Annotated in this window: 17 protein-coding genes; 12 read left to right on the top strand and 5 right to left on the bottom strand. The window is 67.6% G+C overall.

Features of this window, described 5'->3' with window-relative positions; translation table 11 throughout:
- Position 1 precedes the first annotated feature (1 nt).
- The 3 genes from V7S63_RS05975 (at position 2) to V7S63_RS05965 (ending at position 1,141) form a co-directional block, all read left to right on the top strand.
- Positions 2-550: a HupE/UreJ family protein gene (locus V7S63_RS05975; protein ID WP_336529540.1), complete on the top strand. Its 549-nt coding sequence runs from the start codon at positions 2-4 to the stop codon at positions 548-550.
- On the top strand, positions 528-680 hold the full coding sequence (locus V7S63_RS05970) for a hypothetical protein (protein WP_336529539.1): 153 nt from the start codon (positions 528-530) through the stop codon (positions 678-680). The genes V7S63_RS05975 and V7S63_RS05970 overlap by 23 nt, the downstream gene beginning before the upstream one ends.
- Positions 681-748: 68 nt before the next feature.
- Entirely contained in the window at positions 749-1,141 is a 393-nt protein-coding gene (locus V7S63_RS05965; RefSeq protein ID WP_336529538.1) for a hypothetical protein, read from the top strand.
- Positions 1,142-1,150: 9 nt separating this feature from the next.
- Here the strand turns inward: V7S63_RS05965 and V7S63_RS05960 are convergent, their stop codons facing one another.
- Complete coding sequence (locus V7S63_RS05960; RefSeq protein WP_336529537.1) at positions 1,151-2,002, bottom strand: LysR family transcriptional regulator; 852 nt, start codon at positions 2,000-2,002, stop codon at positions 1,151-1,153.
- 97 nt (positions 2,003-2,099) lie between these two features.
- On the opposite strand from V7S63_RS05960, the gene V7S63_RS05955 reads away from it, so the two are divergent.
- Entirely contained in the window at positions 2,100-3,347 is a 1,248-nt protein-coding gene (locus tag V7S63_RS05955; protein WP_336529536.1) for an MFS transporter, read from the top strand.
- Positions 3,348-3,362: 15 nt separating this feature from the next.
- On the opposite strand, the gene V7S63_RS05950 is transcribed toward V7S63_RS05955, so the two are convergent.
- The 3 genes from V7S63_RS05950 to V7S63_RS05940 are packed head-to-tail and all read right to left on the bottom strand — an operon-like array spanning position 3,363 to position 5,950.
- On the bottom strand, positions 3,363-4,001 hold the full coding sequence (locus V7S63_RS05950) for a VOC family protein (protein ID WP_336529535.1): 639 nt from the start codon (positions 3,999-4,001) through the stop codon (positions 3,363-3,365).
- A gap of 18 nt (positions 4,002-4,019) precedes the next feature.
- Positions 4,020-5,216 (bottom strand): mannonate dehydratase, encoded by a 1,197-nt coding sequence (gene uxuA, locus V7S63_RS05945; protein WP_336529534.1) that lies wholly within the window; start codon positions 5,214-5,216, stop codon positions 4,020-4,022.
- Between the two features lie 38 nt (positions 5,217-5,254).
- The gene (locus V7S63_RS05940) at positions 5,255-5,950 is read right to left on the bottom strand and encodes a GntR family transcriptional regulator (RefSeq protein WP_091830938.1); all 696 of its coding nucleotides are present in this window, start codon (positions 5,948-5,950) and stop codon (positions 5,255-5,257) included.
- A gap of 163 nt (positions 5,951-6,113) precedes the next feature.
- Between V7S63_RS05940 and V7S63_RS05935 the strand changes: the two genes are divergently transcribed.
- From V7S63_RS05935 to V7S63_RS05900, 8 genes are all read left to right on the top strand, one after another.
- Positions 6,114-7,304 (top strand): extracellular solute-binding protein, encoded by a 1,191-nt coding sequence (locus V7S63_RS05935; protein WP_336529533.1) that lies wholly within the window; start codon positions 6,114-6,116, stop codon positions 7,302-7,304.
- A gap of 196 nt (positions 7,305-7,500) precedes the next feature.
- Positions 7,501-8,574 carry an ABC transporter ATP-binding protein gene (locus tag V7S63_RS05930; RefSeq protein ID WP_091830933.1) on the top strand — a complete coding sequence of 358 codons (1,074 nt, stop codon included), beginning with the start codon at positions 7,501-7,503 and terminating at the stop codon, positions 8,572-8,574.
- On the top strand, positions 8,571-9,470 hold the full coding sequence (locus V7S63_RS05925; RefSeq protein ID WP_091830931.1) for an ABC transporter permease: 900 nt from the start codon (positions 8,571-8,573) through the stop codon (positions 9,468-9,470). The genes V7S63_RS05930 and V7S63_RS05925 overlap by 4 nt, the downstream gene beginning before the upstream one ends.
- A gap of 4 nt (positions 9,471-9,474) precedes the next feature.
- On the top strand, positions 9,475-10,305 hold the full coding sequence (locus V7S63_RS05920) for an ABC transporter permease (RefSeq protein WP_091830929.1): 831 nt from the start codon (positions 9,475-9,477) through the stop codon (positions 10,303-10,305).
- Between the two features lie 214 nt (positions 10,306-10,519).
- Positions 10,520-11,539: a DNA topoisomerase IB gene (locus V7S63_RS05915; RefSeq protein ID WP_336529532.1), complete on the top strand. Its 1,020-nt coding sequence runs from the start codon at positions 10,520-10,522 to the stop codon at positions 11,537-11,539.
- Between the two features lie 101 nt (positions 11,540-11,640).
- Positions 11,641-12,786: an amidohydrolase gene (locus V7S63_RS05910; RefSeq protein ID WP_336529531.1), complete on the top strand. Its 1,146-nt coding sequence runs from the start codon at positions 11,641-11,643 to the stop codon at positions 12,784-12,786.
- A 136-nt stretch (positions 12,787-12,922) separates the two neighbouring features.
- Positions 12,923-13,684, top strand: coding sequence for a precorrin-6A synthase (deacetylating) (cobF, locus tag V7S63_RS05905; protein ID WP_336529530.1), 762 nt, complete (start codon positions 12,923-12,925; stop codon positions 13,682-13,684).
- Positions 13,685-13,752: 68 nt separating this feature from the next.
- Positions 13,753-14,469: a GntR family transcriptional regulator gene (locus V7S63_RS05900; protein ID WP_336529529.1), complete on the top strand. Its 717-nt coding sequence runs from the start codon at positions 13,753-13,755 to the stop codon at positions 14,467-14,469.
- Here V7S63_RS05900 and V7S63_RS05895 read toward each other — a convergent pair.
- Positions 14,460-15,797 (bottom strand): aminotransferase-like domain-containing protein, encoded by a 1,338-nt coding sequence (locus V7S63_RS05895; protein WP_336529528.1) that lies wholly within the window; start codon positions 15,795-15,797, stop codon positions 14,460-14,462. The genes V7S63_RS05900 and V7S63_RS05895 overlap by 10 nt on opposite strands.
- Between the last annotated feature and the right edge of the window lie 24 nt (positions 15,798-15,821).

Raw genomic sequence — 15,821 nt, 5'->3', positions numbered from 1 at the left:
CATGCTGCTGGCTCTCGCCTCGACCCCGGCCTTCGCCCATACCGGTGCCGGGCCGGTCGATGGTTTGATGCATGGCCTGATGCACCCGCTGACCGGGCTCGACCATGTGCTGGCCATGGTCGCCGTCGGCCTCTGGGCCGGGCTGGTCGGCGGCAAGGCGCGCATCGCCTACCCAGCCGCCTTCGTCACCACGATGGCGCTGGCGGGCGCTTGGGGCATGGCAGGCGGCGCACTCCCGGGCGTCGAGATCGGCATCGCCTTCTCGGTGGTCATCCTCGGCGCCGCGGTCGCACTGAAGGCGTCGCCGCCGCTCGCAGCCGGCACGCTCGCCTGCGGCATCCTCGCCATCTTCCATGGTTTCGCCCATGGCGCCGAGCTGCCGGAGAACGCCAGCGGTCTCGCCTATGCGCTGGGCTTCATCCTCGCGACGGCGGTGCTCCATCTCGTCGGCATCATGCTGGCTGGCGTGATCGCTACCCGTGCGCCGCTCATTGCGCGGATCGCCGGTGGCGGGCTCGTGCTTGCGGGTGTCGCTCTCCTCGCCGGTTGAGACGGGCGTCATCGCTTCCGGAAAGCGCGCCGACCTCATCCTCGTCGCGCCGGAGCCGCAGCCGGGCGTCGTCGCGACCATTGGCGGCGGGCGGCTGGTGCATCTGGCGGATCAGCGCCTCCTGGTTTGACCGAACTGCGATTGCCGATCGGCGTGCTGCAACCTAGGATTTAAGCTTGCAGCGACTGGGAGGGGATGATGGCGCGCTGGTCGGACGCGATGAAGCTCTCGGACTACAAGGAGTATGAAACCTACCTGCAAGTCCCCGGCGTCTACGAGATCGGCTACATTCAGCGCGAGACCTTCTACCCGAAATACATCGGCAAGGCGCCGGTGACGCTATACCAGCGCATCCGAACCTATGGGCGCGATCTTGGGCGCAGCTCCCATAACCGCTTCATCCGTGAGCTGGTCGAGGTCAACTATCACCGCCTCTGGTTTCACGTCATCCGCATCAGTCGTCCCGGCGGTGCGGCGCTGCGGGAGGCTTTGCTCATGAACCGGTTGAGCATCGGGGAGTGCGGCCTCTACGAATGGAACTGCCGCTACGAATATGCGCCGCTGACCGAGGCGGGCTATGTGCTGAGATAGCTGATGAGCTCACGAGCGAAACGCCGCTGCGATCGCGCTGAGCGTCGCCGCGGCCCGGCTCTGGCCGACGCTCGAATGCAGGATGATCGGCCGGGTCGGTACGGTGGGAAGATCGAGCTGCGTTCCGACCTCGCTCAGGCTCGCAGGCGCCGCCTGACGGGCGAGCAGGGCGACGCCGAGGCCTGCCATCGCGGCGGCGCCGACCGCCGCGGCGCCCTCGCCGGTGAAGGCCTCGCGCCACGCAATGCCGGCCGCCTCCAGCGCCTCCACCGCCGTCAGGCGCAGTTTGCAGGGTTCCGGCTGGGCCGCCAGAGGCAGCGGCTGGCCCCGGGAGATCGGGAGATCCGGCGCGCAGAACCAGCCGAACTGCGCCAGTGTCAGCACTTCGCCATCGCGGCGGCTTTCGTCATAGCGCAGCGCGACGACCGCATCGATCTCGCCAGCATCGTAGCGCTGGAGCAGGGTGCGCGTCGCACCGATCCGGAGGTTCAGGGTCACGCCGCCATCACGCTTGCTCGCGGCCTGAAGCAGGCGGGCTAGGTCCGGACCGACGAGATGATGCGTGATGCCGACGGAAAGACGAACGTTGTCGGATGACAGCGCGTCGGTCGCACGGCGATGTGCTGCCAGGAATTCCCGCGCCGGGACGAGAAAGCGTTCTCCGGCGGAGGTGAGGCTGACGCGCCTCGGCGTCCGTTCGAGCAGGCGCTGGCCCAGCCGCTCCTCAAGCCGGCGCAGGCGTAGCGAGGCGGCTGCCTGGGTGGTGTTCAGCAGCCCGGCGGCGCGCGTGAAGGAGCGATGCTCCGCTACGAGGACGAAGGTCTCGACGGCTTCCGGGTCGAGTATGGGACGCGTTTCCATAACAAGATGATATCATTGAAACACCAATGGCGACAGTTTCGATCGCTTCGTCGACAGTGTTCTGTGATAGCAGCGTTCCAGGAAAGCCCTGCTGCCCATGTCGACGACCAGCCCGAGCCCAGTTCCCGAGGAGGCTGCGAGCCGCGACGGGACCGATCCCTACATCTGGACCGTGCTGACCGTCGCGGTCGCGACGCAGACGGCGGGGTCCTTCGTTTCGCAGGGCGTCTATATCCTCGTTCCGTTCTGGCGGGATGCGTTCGGTATATCGCTGGCTTCTGCCGCGCTCGCCGTTACCGCCATGAACGGCACCCAGATCCTGACGATGGTTTCACTCGGCCGCGCGATCGATCGCCATGGCGAGCGGGTCGTGGTCGGCATCGCCATGGTCGGCATGGCCCTCGCGATGGTCGCGGCGGCCCTGGCCAGCGAATTGATCGGGCTCCTGCTCTGCATGAGCGTTCTGGGCGGCACCTATGCGGCGGTGCAGCCGGGTGGGACAAGGGCGATCATGCGCTGGTTTCCACCGCAGCATCGCGGTCTCGCGACCGGCTTCCGGCAGGCGGCGGTGCCCCTGGGCACGATGATTGCGGCCGCACTGCTGCCGCTGCTCGCCGTGCGCTTCGGCCTGGCTGCGGCCGCCTGGTCGAGCGCGGCTGTGTCGCTGCTCGGGGCGCTGCTGTTCCTGCTCTTGTACAAGGAAGGCGGCGCGGCGCAGGCCAAGCGCGAGACACCATTGGCCTTGCGCGAGCTGATCCGGACCGTCGGCGAAAATCCACGGTTCTGGCCGGTGTTGCGCCTCGGCATCGCGATGTCGGCCTTCCAGTTCACCTTCACCGCCCATGCGATCGGCTACATGGCCGACGCGCTCGCGCTCGGCATGCTCGGTGCGGCGAGCCTGTTCGCGTTGGCGCAATTGGCCGGCATTCCGGGCCGCGTGCTGCTGCCCTGGCTCAGTGACAGGCTGCGGCCCGGGCGGCGCTCCCAGTCCTTCGCCGTGACCGCGCTGCTCGGGGCCGCTGCCGCCGCGGCGCTCGCCGCGCTGCCGGCCGGCGTGCCCGCGCCTCTGGCGGCAGCCGTGCTCGTGCTCTTCGGCATCTTCGGAATCGGCTGGTTCCCGCTCTATCTGCTCGATATCGCCGAGATGGCCCCGCGTAGCTCGATCGCCTCGACGGTGAGCTTCGCTTCGACGCTGTGCCTGATCGTCATGGCGCTTGGGCCCTGGCTCTTCGGCCTGGCCGCCGACCGGTTCGGCTATGCCTGCGCCTGGGCGCTCCTGATCGTCCCGGTCGTCGTCACTGCGCTGCCGCTGCTGAGGAGCCGGACCCAGCTTGCCGGAACCTGAACGGGTGTCACCGCTTCAGGACAACACCTTCAGGCCGGCCGGTGTCTCGATCTGCGCGCGATAGCGCAGCTCGCTGCCATGCATGATCGCTGGGGGGCGATCGATATCGAGTTCTTCGTAGAGCTTGGCGACCGCGGCCGCGTCGGGGTGATTCAGGGAGAATGACAGGAGCCGGGCGCCGAGATCGGCCATCGTCGCCATCGAACGCGGTTTGCCGCGCCGGTCGATGATCGACGGAGCGGCGCCGCCTAGCGGAAGCGAGCCGTCCTCGGGGAGGGCGAAGTCGAACAACGGCTCCGCCCAGGGCAAGGCGACTGTTCTGCCGAAGACATGCTCGCGCCCGGCGATGATCGCGTCGATCGCGACGGTCCTCGCCACCCAGCCGCGCAGGCGCCTTCCGGCATCCCAATCCGCCCGGACCTGTCTCTGATCGCCCAGCCCGAACCAGCGCGGGCAGGGCGGCTCCTCACCCTGCGGGTCGAGGGCTACGATCTCCAGATAGGTCGCGTCACCGAGCTGGAGCAGGTGGTTGTGAGTGCCCATATAGGCGTGCCGCTGCCCGAACGGCACGTCGAGGTCGAGGCAGGCGCGCACGTGCGCGACGCCCTCGGTCAGGGTCGGCGCGATGACGGTCAGATGGTCGAGCGCGAGCATGGCTGCCGCGCCGCCGCCTCAGCTCGCATAACCCTTGACGCTCGACAGCGCCGTCATCACCCCGCGCAGCTCCGCCAGGCCGCGCAGCCGGCCGACCGCCGGATAGCCGGGGAACGAACCCTTCTTGGCGTCGTCGAGCAGTTCATGGCCGTGGTCGGGCCGCATCGGGATGCGCCAGTGTCGCCAGCCTGCGGCCTTGCGCCGGGTCTGCTCGGCCATCAGCGCGTCGACCAGGGCGACCATGTCGGTGTCGCCGCCGAGATGTTCGGCCTCCATGAAGGAGCCGTCCGGGTCCTTGGCGACGTTGCGCAGGTGCGCGAACCAGATCCGGTCGGCGAAGCGGCGGGCGATGGCCGGCACATCGTTCTTCGGATTGGCGCCGAGCGAGCCGGAGCAGAGGGTCAGCCCGTTCGAGGGGCTCTCGACCGCCCCGAGGATGAAGGCGATGTCGTCCTCGGTCGAGCAGATGCGCGGCAGGCCGAAGAGCGGCCGCGGCGGATCGTCCGGATGGATGCACATGCGGATTCCGACCTCTTCGGCGGTCGGGATCACCGCCTCGAGGAAGCGCTTGAGATTGGCGCGCAGCCCGTCATGGCTCATATCGGCATAGCGCGCGAGGATGCGCTTCAGCCCCGGCACATCGTAGCGGTCATAGGCGCCGGGCAGACCCGCCATGATGTTGGCCATCAGCCTGGTTCGGTCGGCCTCCGAGGAGCGCTCGAACCAGGCCCTGGCCCTGTCCATCACCTCGGCCGGATGGCCTTCGTCTGAGCCTGGCCGCTGCAGCATGAAATGGTCGACGACGACATATTCGTGCAGGTTGAAGCGCAGCGCCGTGCCGCCGCCGGGGAGGGGTTGGGCGAGGTCGGTTCGGGTCCAGTCCAGCACCGGCATGAAGTTGTAGCAGACCACCTCGATGCCGCAGGCGGCGAGGTTGCGCAGCGACTGGCGGTAATTGGCGAAGATCGTCTCGAGGTCGCCTTCGCCGATCTTGACGTCCTCGTGGATGGGCAGGCTCTCGACCACCGACCAGCGCAGGCCGAGGCTCTTGTCGGCCTCGATGATCGCTTTCCGCTTCTCGATCTCCTCGACGCTCCAGACCACGCCATAGGGGATCTGGTGCAGCGCGTTGACGATACCGCGCGCGCCCGCCTGACGGGCCTGGGCGAGCGTCACCACATCGTCCGGGCCGAACCAGCGCCAGGTCTGTTCCATCGTTGCTGTCCTTTTGGAGCGCCGTCTGTCGCGGCTTTTTAGGTGGGTTTGCTGAGGCCGCCGCTTGCCGCAAAGGCGTCGACATGGTCGCGCGCGATCGTCTCGATCGCGTCGAAGACGGTGCGCAGATGCGCCCGCATGGTGCGCTCGGCCCGGGCCTCGTCGCCGGCGCTGACGGCTTCTGCGATCTCGCGGTGCTCGCCCAGGATCATCTCCGACCAGCCGCCGGTATCGAGCGACAGGCAGCGGACCCGGTCGAGCTGCGCCTTGACGCTTTCGATCAGTCCCCAGACCGAAGAGTGGCCGGAAAGCCGCGCCAGTTCGGCATGGAACTCCTCGTCACCGCGGAAGAAGCCGACCCGGTCGCCATCGGCGAGCGCCTGCTCCTGCTGCGCGATGAGAGCGGCGAGGGCGGCCCGCCCGGCCCCGTCGATGTTTTTTGCCGCCAGAGCCACCGTGCGGCATTCCAGCGTCTCGCGCACGAACTGGCTGTCATAGACCGCAGCGAGGTCGATCGGCGCGACGAAGGTGCCGACTTGCGGGACGACGACAAGGAAGCCGTCCTCGACCAGCCGCTTGAAAGACTCGCGCACCGGCGTGCGGCTGACACCAAACTGCAGCGCCATGCGCGCTTCCGAGATCGCCTCGCCCGGGCGCAGGACCGCGTTCAGCACATCGCCGCGCAACGCCCGGTAGATCTGGTCGGTGCTCTGTCTCGCCGCGGCGATGCCCATTGCCAAGCTCTTGTTCACTAGTATACTAGGATACCGGCTCGAACGGAGGCGTCAACTCCGAAAGCCACGATTTCAGTAGAAGCCGGTGCTGAAAGTGCCGCAAGAGCCCGCTTTTCACGGGCTGGGGAAACAGCAGGCGGCAAGGCCGCCGGGAGGGGAGATCATGGTCCAGGATACGATCCATCGCCGTACATTCCTCGGCGGCGTCGCTGGCATGGCCGGTATCGCGGCCGCGCCCGGAGCCTTCGCTCAAACGCTCAAGCTGCCGGCGTCGCCGCTGACGATCAGCGTCATCGACGTTGGCGGGGCGCTCGCCCTGGTCCAGACGCCGCTTGAAAACTACCCCAAGGCCAACCCCAAGGCCGTCTCGCGGATGGTCTTCACCAAGGCGCCCGCGCCGGAGCTGCCCGCCAAGCTTAAGGCGCAGCAGGACGCCGGCCGCCTCGACATCGATTTCGTCATCGGCGGCCTCGACGTGCTCTCGGCCGGCATCGACCAGAAGCTCTGGGTCGAGCTGCTGCCGCGCTTCGCCTCTGAACTGCCGAAGCCTGAGGACATCTACCTGAAGCCTGCGCTCGCCATGCACAATCTCGGGCGCGGCCAGGCCATGGCGATGGTCTATTACCCGTCCGGCCCGCTACTCGAATACATGCCCGACAAGGTCAAGACCCCGCCGACCACGGCGCAGGAGCTGCTCGACTGGACGAAGCAGAACAAGAACCGCTTCCTCTATGCCCGCCCGGCCAATTCCGGCCCCGGCCGTACCTGGATCATGGGCCTGCCCTATATCCTCGGCGACAGCGATCCCAAGGATCCGGCCAAGGGCTGGGACAAGACCTGGGCCTATCTGAAGGCCCTGGGCGAGAATATCGAATACTACCCCGGCGGCACTGGCGCGACGATGAAGGAGCTCGGCGACGGCTCGCGCGACATCATCGTCTCGACCACCGGCTGGGACATCAACCCGCGTGTCCTCGGCGTCGTGCCGAAGGAGGCGAAGATCCAGGCGCTGAAGGGTTTCCACTGGGTCACCGACGCCCAGTACATGATGATCCCCAAGGGCGTCTCGGACGAGAAGCTCGCCGTGCTGCTCGACCTGATCCGTCACATGCTGACGCCGCAGCAGCAGGCCTACACCTATGACGAGGGCTATTTCTATCCGGGTCCGGCGGTGAAGGACGTGCCGCTCTCGATGGCGCCGGCCTCAAGCCAGAAGGCCATCGCCGAGTTCGGCCGGCCGGAATACGACAAGCTGATCGCCGAGAACCCGATGGAGACCCCGCTCGAGCCCGAGAAGATGGTCGTCGCCTTCCGCATCTGGGACGAGCAGGTCGGCGGCGCCAAGCGCAAGTGAGCCTGCGAGAATAACTCGCCCTTGTCGTCCCGGGCGAGCTTCGCTCGACCCGGGACCCATGCCTGAACCGTCTTCGGATAGGCTCGGGCCTGGATCCCGGATCTCCGCTTCGCTGCGTCCGGGATGACCAGCTTTTCCATGAAATCGGTTATCGGCCGCAGCCGGCCGCCCATCCGTTCGAACCCGATGGTCCTTCATGTCGATACATGCCGCGAATTTCCGCGAACTCAGGCTCGACCGGCTTTGCCGCGATTTTGGTACCCATAACGCCGTCAAGGACGTGTCGCTGACGATCAAGCAGGGCGAGTTCATCGCACTGCTCGGCCCCTCCGGCTGCGGCAAGTCGACGACGCTGAACCTGATCGCGGGTTTGCTGCCGGCAACCGGCGGCGGCATCTGGCTCGACGATAAGCGCATCGATCCACTGCGCCCTGAAGAGCGCGGCTTCGGGATGGTCTTCCAGAGCTATGCGCTCTTCCCGCATATGAGCGTGAAGAAGAACATCGGTTTCGGCCTGAAGATGCGCGGCATGGCCAAGGCGGAAAGCGACCGCCGCGTCGCTGAGGCGGTCGCGCTGGTGCGCCTGCAAGGCCAGGAGGAGAAGCTGCCCGGCCAGCTCTCCGGCGGCCAGCAGCAGCGCGTCGCCATCGCCCGCGCCATCGCGGTGCAGCCGCCCCTCGTGCTGATGGACGAGCCGCTCTCCAATCTCGACGCCAAGCTGCGCCTTGAGATGCGCGCCGAGATCAGGCGCATCCACAACACGCTCGGCGCCACCACGATCTACGTCACGCACGACCAGGAGGAGGCGCTCTCGCTCGCCGACCGCATCGTGGTGATGCGCGATGGCGAGATCCGCCAGGTCGGCGGTCCCGAGGACCTGTTCTCGCGGCCGGACCACCTCGACGTCGCCGAGTTCATGGGCTTCCGCAACAAGGTCGCCGGCCGCGTAGCCTCCGCCACCGCGGAGACGGCGACGGTCACGGTCGGTGAAGTCGGTGTCGTCGGCCGTGTTAGATCGCCGGTCGCGGCCGGGCAAGGCGCGCATATCTCGATCCGGCCGGAGGACCTCCATCCGGTGGCGGACGGCGCGCCGGGCCTCAAGGCCAAGGTGGTTTCGACCGAGTTCCACGGCCGCGAATTCGTCGGCTTCGCCCGCATGGCGGATGACACGCCGCTGACCTTCCTCGCCGATAGCCGCATCGCGCCCGGCACCGAGATCAGCCTCGCGGCGGCTCCGGATCGCGTCCTCGTCTTCGGAGAGGGCGCATGAGCACCCTGTCCGCAAACGCCGCCGAGATCCCGCTCAAGCAGCGCCTCGCCGCGCGCGGCCTCGACGGGCTGACCCTGCTCGTCCTGCCAGCGGTGTTCTTCCTGCTGGCGCTGTTCATCTACCCGTTCTTCTACGGGCTGTTCCTGTCCTTCAATCCCAAGGCCGGCGGCGCGCTGGCGAACTACCAGCGCTTCTTCTCGGATTCGTTCCTCTACGACACGATCGCGACCACGCTCTGGCTTGCCATGCCGGTGACGATCGTCACGCTGCTGCTGGCGATCCCGATCGCCTTCCGCGTCAGGTTGATGAAGAACCAGCGCCTGCTCACCACCATCCTGGTGATCCCGATCACGCTCGGCACCGTGCTTGTCGCGGAAGGCCTGCTGAACTATCTCGGCCCGCAAGGCTGGTTCAACCGGACGCTGATGACATTCGGCATCATCTCCTCGCCGGTGAAGCTGCTGCACAATTACTGGGGCGTCATGCTCTCGCTGGTCATCACCGGCTTCCCCTTCACCTTCCTTTTGACGCTGTCCTACCTCACCGGCGTCGATCCGGCGCTGGAGCAGGCCGGAGCGACCCTCGGCGCCGGGCCCTGGCAGCGCTTCAAGCACATCCTCTTCCCGCTGCTGCTGCCCGGTCTCGCCATCACTTTCTGCCTCAGCTTCGTTCAGGCCTTTTCGGTCTTCCCCTCGGCGGTGCTGCTCGGTGCGCCGGCAGGGCCGACGCGTGTGATCTCGATCGCCGCCTACCAGGCCGCCTTCGAGGAATACGACTACTCGATGGCCTCGGCGGTCGCGATGATCATGGGCATGGTCCAGCTCGCCATCGTCGTCGCGGTGCTGGGCCTGCGCGGCATGCTCTATCGCGGCCCGGCCGGTGGCGGGAAGGGCTGATCCGATGGTCAAGGACACCCGCCTCTCGACCAAGCTCTGGGCCGCGGCCAATTGGACGCTGATCGGCTTCTTTATCGTCAACCTGTTCGGCATGATCGCCGCGGTGGTGACGAGTTCGTTCTCGACGCGCTGGCTGCGCTCCTGGCTGCCCGATGGCTGGACGACGCGCTGGTACGGCGCCGCCTGGAGCGAGTTCCAGCTCGGCGACGTGCTGACGGTGACCTTCCAGATCGTCTTCCTCGTCGTCTTCCTCTCGGGGCTGATCGGCGTGCCCGCCGCCTATGCGCTGGCGCGGCGCGATTTTCCCGGCAAGAAGCTGGTGATGCTGCTCTTCCTGCTGCCGCTGCTGGTGCCGCCGATCACCTTCGGCATCCCGCTCGCGACGGTGCTCTACCGCACCGGCCTTGCGGGCTCGATGTCGGGCGTCGTGCTCGCCAACCTCGTGCCGACCGTGCCCTTCGTCATCCTGGTGATGATCCCCTTCATCGAGCAGATCGACACCAAGATCGAGGCGGCGGCCCGCGTCTTCGGCGCCAACACCTTCAAACTCTTCATCCATGTCCTGCTGCCGCTGCTGATGCCCGGCATCCTCGCCGCGCTGCTGCTCGTGCTGGTCCGCACCATCGCGATGTTCGAGCTGACCTTCCTCACCGCAGGTCCGACCAGCCAGACGCTGGTGGTCGCGCTCTACTACGCGGTCTTCGCCGCCGGCGTGCGCGCCGTGCAGTCGATCGACGCCATGGCGGTGATCTACATGGTGACGACGCTGGTCTGGCTCATCATCGCGCTGCGCTTCGTCAACCCGACCCAGATCGTGGCGCGGGCGAAACGCTGAGAGCATTGCCCTTTGCGCTTCCAAAGCGGGTCGTCCCGGACAAGCCGCGTCAGCGGCGCCGATCCGGGACCCATTCCTGAACCGTTCCGGAATGGGTCCCGGGTCTGCGCTCCGCTTCGCCCGGGACGACCGGAGTTCTTCAATCGAGCTATAGCGGGAACCTCCCGCCGTCTCCCGCATTCCTCCGCTGCTCGTCGCGTTGCGGAGAAGGGTCATGGTCGCCAAGCCCGAGAACAAGGCCAGGTCGTCCGGCCGACTGCGCCGCGCGACCGTCGACGATCTGACCATCCGTCGCGTCAGGGTCGGCCGCAATTTCGGCTATCGCGACGCCGACGGCGGCAGGATTACCGACGAGGAGACGCTCGCCCGCATCCGTTCGCTGGCGATTCCTCCGGCCTATCGGGACGTCCGCATCGCCGCCGATCCGCGCGCCCATCTTCAGGCAGCGGGGCGCGATGATGCCGGTCGTATCCAGCATCGCTACCATCCCGATTGGGAGAAGGTGCGCGAGCGCCGCAAGCTCAAGCGCCTCGGCCACGTGATCGCCGCCCTTCCGAAGCTGCGCGAGCGCATCGCCGCCGATCTCAAGGACCGGGACCTGTCGCGCCGCAAGGCGCTCGCCTGTGCCGCTGCGATCATCGATCGCTGCCATATCCGTGTCGGCAACGAGGTCTATGCCCGCACCAATGGCAGCCATGGCGCCTCGACCTTGCTGAAGCGCCATGTCGACATCACTGGGAGGCATGTCGCTCTCGCCTTCCGCGGCAAGGGCGGCAAGGATATCGTCTGCGGCCGCGACGACGCCCCGCTTGCGCGCGCTCTGCTGCGGCTGAAGACATTGCCCGGCAAACGCCTGTTCCAGTACCGGGCCGAGGACGGCGCGGTCGCTGCGATCAACGCCGCCGACATCAACGCCTATCTGAAGGAAGCGGCTGGCCTGTCCGTGTCGAGCAAGGATCTGCGCATGCTCGCCGCCAATGCGGCGGCAGCCGAGCTGCTGCTCTCGACCGACATCGCCGCCAGCGAGCGCGGCCGCAAGCGCCAGCTCGCCGACATCATGCGCGCCATTGCCGAGCGGCTGGTGAACACGCCGGCCGTGGTGCGCAAGAGTTATGTCCACGCCATCGTCGTCGACGCCTATGCCAGCGGCCGCCTCAGCCGCGCCTATCGCAAAGCGCGCGGGCGCGGCGGCTGCTCGCGGATCGAGCGGGCGCTGGGATTGCTGGCGGCGTGAGTGAGATGCATGGCCGCCTGCCGGTGCCGGGCGCCGGCAGGGGTTGAACCTGCGGGCGTGCTGGTGATGCTCGCAGCAAATCATCCGAGGAAGCGCCAGGCATGTTTCTCACCAATTCCGACATGGTCGAGCTGATCGAGCTGCGCCATGCCCTGCACCGTGCGCCGGAGATCTCGGGCGACGAGCGCGAGACGGCAAAAGCGATCGTCGCTTTCCTCGCGCCGAGTGCACCGGACCGCATCGTCGCCGAGCTCGGAGGCCACGGCGTCGCCGCGATCTATGACGGTGCCGAGCCCGGCCCAACCGTGCTGATCCGCTGCGAGCTCGATGCCTTGCCGATCGAGGACCTCTCCGGCGCACCACATGCCTCGCAGGTGGCGGGCAAGGGCCATCTTTGCGGCCATGACGGCCATATGGCGACCGTCGCGGCACTGTCGCGCGGCCTCGGCCGGCAGCGGCCGCGGCGCGGGCGCGCGATCCTGCTGTTCCAGCCGGCGGAGGAGACGGGGGCCGGCGCCGCCGCCGTGATCGCCGATCCGAAATTCAAGGAGATCGCGCCCGACTTCTCCTTCTCGCTGCACAACAAGCCCGGCCTGCCGCTTGGGTCCGTCCGGATATCGGAAGGGCCAGCCAACTGCGCCTCGCGCGGCCTCAAGATCGTGCTGACCGGCCACACCTCGCATGCGGCGACGCCGGAACACGCGGTCTCGCCGATGAAGGCGCTCGCCCGTCTGATGCCGGAGCTGACTGCGCTCGGCCCGGGCGGCGCGCTCGAGGGCAATTATAGCCTCGTAACCGTCACTCATGCCAGCATGGGTGAGCCGGCCTTCGGCATCACGCCCGGCCGCGCCGAGCTTTGGGCGACGTTGCGCACGCTAAGCGATTCTCTGATGGGCTCGCTCTGCGCCGAGGCCGAGGCGCTGGTACGCGAGGCCGCCTCGGCCGGCGGGCTCACCGTTTCGATGGACTACCAGGACGTCTTCCATCACTGCGAAAACCATCCCGAAGCGGTGGCGCATCTGCGCCGCGCCTGCGACGAGGAAGGCATCGCGCGCGGCGAGACGCCGCCGCAGCGCGGCTCCGAGGATTTCGGCCTGTTCGGTCGTTCCTCGAAATCGGCGATGTTCCTGCTCGGCTCCGGCGAGGACACGCCGCCGCTGCACAATCCCGATTACGACTTCCCCGATGACCTGATCGCGCCCGGCGCCCGCGTCTTCATGCGCACGATCCGCAATCTGCTGGGTTAGAAGGAGGCCGTCATTCTCGGGCGTAGCGAAGCGCAGACCCGAGAAGCTCCTGAAACAGATGCTCGGGTCGAGCCCGAGCATGACGCGCCCCTGTCGGATCGTGCTATGCGGCGCCTCGAACACAAAAGAGGTGCCCATGCGCAGGATCAGGATCATCGGCATCGGCGCCGGCAATCCCGAGCACGTCACGATCCAGGCGGTGCGGGCGCTGAACAGCGTCGATGTCGTCTTCGTGCCGGACAAGGGCGCCGAGAAATCGGCGTTGCGCGAGCTGCGCGAGGAGATCTGCCGGCGCTATATCGAGCATGGCAACTGGCGCACCGTACCGCTCAAGGTGCCCAAGCGCGCCGCTGCGGGCGATGACTATCGCGGCAGTGTCGACGACTGGCATGCAGCGCTCGCCGAAAGCTATGAGCGCCTGTTCCGCGACGAGCTCGGCGAGGATCAGACCGGCGCGCTGCTGGTCTGGGGGGATCCGTCGCTCTACGACAGCACCTTGCGCATCATCGAGGCCGTGCGCGCCCGCGGGCTCGTATTCGACTACGACGTCATCCCCGGCATCACCTCGGTCCAGGCACTGGCGGCGGCGCATCGGCTGGTGCTGAACCGGATCGGCGAGCCCGTCACCATCACCACCGGCCGCAAGCTCGCCGAAGGCGGCTTTCACGACGAGAACGGCAGCACAGTGGTCATGCTCGACGGCGAGCAGGCTTTCGCCAAGATCGATCCCGCCGGCCTCGACATCTGGTGGGGCGCCTATCTCGGCGCGCCGCAGGAGGTTCTGGATTCCGGCCCGCTCGCCGAAATCTCGGACGAGATCGTCCGTAGGCGCGAGGCGGCACGCGCACAGAATGGCTGGATCATGGACACTTACCTGCTGAGGCGACACGAGGGCTGACCGGCGACGTTTGCCGCTAGGCCACCATACCGGTATAATCTGCACGGGCTGGCCGAGGAGTTGCGCCCATGGACATCTCGCTCCGGCTTCGCGATCCGATCGCGCCGCAGCTCGTCGCGGCGCTGCGCCAGGCCATCATCGTCAGCGAGATCAGGCCCGGCGAGGCGCTGTCGGAGAAGGAGATCGCCGGGCGCTTCGGCGTCAGCCGCCAGCCTGTGCGCGAGGCATTCATCAAGCTGTCCGAGGCCGGGCTGGTGCAGATCCTGCCGAGCCGCGGCACCTTCGTCATGAAGATCTCGATGCGCGAGGTCGCCAATGCCCGCTTCGTGCGCGAGGCGGTGGAGTGCTCTCTGGCGCGGGCTGCGAGCAGGCTGATCGACCCTGACGGCGTCGCTCGCCTGCGCCGCCTCATCGCCGAGCAGGCTGCCGCCGCCGGACGCGGCGATTATTCCGGCTTCACCGTATTGGACGAGGCTTTCCATCAGGCGATCGCCGAGATCGTCGATTGCGACTATGCCGGCAAGGTGGTCGAGAGCGCCCGCGCCCAGACCGACCGGGTGCGCTATCTCTCGCTGCCCGGTACCTCGCCGATCCCGCTGCTGATCACCCAGCACAACGCCATTGTCGATGCGATCGAGACCGGTGACTCAGACATGGCCGCCACTGCGATGCGCATCCATCTGCGCGAGATCCTGAACGCGCTGCCCCGCATCGCCGCCGAACATCCGGACCTGTTCGCGGACGAGGAGCTGCCGGCCCATACCAGGGCGTTGCGTCAGCCCTGATCGCCCCGCTGCGCCGCCTTGATCAGCGCCTCGGCGACGCGATCATAGTCCTGCGTCAGGATCGCGGTCGCGACCCGGACATGCTCGGTCGGTCTCGCCGCGCATTTGCTGCCGGGCAGCACCGCGATGCCATGCGCCGCCAGCGTCACCAGCGCGAACTGCTCGTTCTCCACCGGCACCCAGATGCATAAGCCGTCGCTCTCCGGCATGGCGAGGCCCCGCTTTGCGAGGCAGGCGACCAGAGCTTGCCGTCGCTCGGCGTAGATGGCACGGGCCTGCGCCACCCTCTGGCCTGTCTCTGCATCGGTCAGCAACCAGGCGGTCGCCGCTTGGAGCAGCCGGCTGGTCCAGCCCGAGGAGAAGCTGCGATAGGACTGGATCTGCCGGATCACCATGGCCGGAGCCGACAGCACCGCGATCCGCAGGTCCGGCCCGAGCGATTTCGAGAAGGAGCGGATATGCACGACCCGCTCCGGCATCGTCCTGCCCAGGCTGATCGGCGGATGGATCGAGACGTCGCCAATGCCGTCATCCTCGATTACCAGCGTGTCGCTGCCGGCGAGCACCCGCCCGAGTTCGGCCAGCCGCGCCGGGCTCACGTTCTGGCCGGTCACCGAATGGGTGCGCGGCTGGAAGATGAAGGCCGATGGCCGCCGTTCCAGCGCGGCTGCGAGTTCTGAGGGCAGGGGGCCTTCCGCATCGCGGCCGACCGCAAGGATCTCGGCACCGAGGTCCTCGATGATGTCGAGCAGCCGCATCGCGGTCGGGTCCTCGATCGCGATGCAGGAGCCGCGCAGCACCGTCGCATGCAGCACCGAATAGACGGCGTTGTAGCCGCCATTGGTGGCGAGGAAGGCGGCGGGCGCATAGGGCCAATGCGGCGCGACGGCGTCGCGCAGCGCCGGCAGGATCGGCGTGCGCTCGTAACTGTTGAGGTTCTCCGCGCTCGCCGCCTGCGTCAAGGCTTCGGCCAGAGGCGGCATCAGCTTGGCGTCCGGGACTGCCAGCGAGAGATCGAGCGCGCCCGGGCCGAAATTCGCGACGCTGGCCATCCGCGTCGGCCGCGGCGTCGCATTGTCGCCGCTGACCCAGGCACCGCCGCGCCCACGGCCCGAGACGATCTTCTGCCGCTTCAATTCGCTCCAGGCCTCCGAGACCGTGCCGGGGCTGACGCCGAGCCGAAAAGCGAGGTCGCGCACGGTCGGCAGCTTCGTGCCGACCGGCAGGAGGCCTGAGCGGATCATCTGGCTGAGGTCGAGCGCAAGGCCGCGCGCGGTGCGCTGCGTCAGACGGCTGGCCAGCCAGGAGGCGTCGGGTTCGTCGTTCATCGACTCAAAAATGAATGTTCAGGA

It is taken from the genome of Allobosea sp. CCNWLY174 (genome assembly GCF_037120455.1).
GTDB classification, from domain to species: Bacteria; Pseudomonadota; Alphaproteobacteria; order Rhizobiales; family Beijerinckiaceae; genus Allobosea; species Allobosea lupini.
This window is presented reverse-complemented; position numbering and strand designations above follow the sequence as displayed.

Bases quoted from the DNA above. Each gene is read 5' to 3' on its own strand.
- V7S63_RS05960 (WP_336529537.1), bottom strand. From the start codon at position 2,002: ATGGAAACGCGTCCCATACTCGACCCGGAAGCCGTCGAGACCTTCGTC.
- V7S63_RS05935 (WP_336529533.1), top strand. From the start codon at position 6,114: ATGGTCCAGGATACGATCCATCGCCGTACATTCCTCGGCGGCGTCGCT.
- V7S63_RS05900 (WP_336529529.1), top strand. From the start codon at position 13,753: ATGGACATCTCGCTCCGGCTTCGCGATCCGATCGCGCCGCAGCTCGTC.
- V7S63_RS05975 (WP_336529540.1), top strand. From the start codon at position 2: ATGCTGCTGGCTCTCGCCTCGACCCCGGCCTTCGCCCATACCGGTGCC.
- V7S63_RS05955 (WP_336529536.1), top strand. From the start codon at position 2,100: ATGTCGACGACCAGCCCGAGCCCAGTTCCCGAGGAGGCTGCGAGCCGC.
- V7S63_RS05915 (WP_336529532.1), top strand. From the start codon at position 10,520: ATGGTCGCCAAGCCCGAGAACAAGGCCAGGTCGTCCGGCCGACTGCGC.
- V7S63_RS05910 (WP_336529531.1), top strand. From the start codon at position 11,641: ATGTTTCTCACCAATTCCGACATGGTCGAGCTGATCGAGCTGCGCCAT.
- V7S63_RS05920 (WP_091830929.1), top strand. From the start codon at position 9,475: ATGGTCAAGGACACCCGCCTCTCGACCAAGCTCTGGGCCGCGGCCAAT.
- V7S63_RS05950 (WP_336529535.1), bottom strand. From the start codon at position 4,001: ATGCTCGCGCTCGACCATCTGACCGTCATCGCGCCGACCCTGACCGAG.
- uxuA (WP_336529534.1), bottom strand. From the start codon at position 5,216: ATGGAACAGACCTGGCGCTGGTTCGGCCCGGACGATGTGGTGACGCTC.
- cobF (WP_336529530.1), top strand. From the start codon at position 12,923: ATGCGCAGGATCAGGATCATCGGCATCGGCGCCGGCAATCCCGAGCAC.
- V7S63_RS05895 (WP_336529528.1), bottom strand. From the start codon at position 15,797: ATGAACGACGAACCCGACGCCTCCTGGCTGGCCAGCCGTCTGACGCAG.
- V7S63_RS05925 (WP_091830931.1), top strand. From the start codon at position 8,571: ATGAGCACCCTGTCCGCAAACGCCGCCGAGATCCCGCTCAAGCAGCGC.
- V7S63_RS05940 (WP_091830938.1), bottom strand. From the start codon at position 5,950: ATGGGCATCGCCGCGGCGAGACAGAGCACCGACCAGATCTACCGGGCG.
- V7S63_RS05930 (WP_091830933.1), top strand. From the start codon at position 7,501: ATGTCGATACATGCCGCGAATTTCCGCGAACTCAGGCTCGACCGGCTT.
- V7S63_RS05965 (WP_336529538.1), top strand. From the start codon at position 749: ATGGCGCGCTGGTCGGACGCGATGAAGCTCTCGGACTACAAGGAGTAT.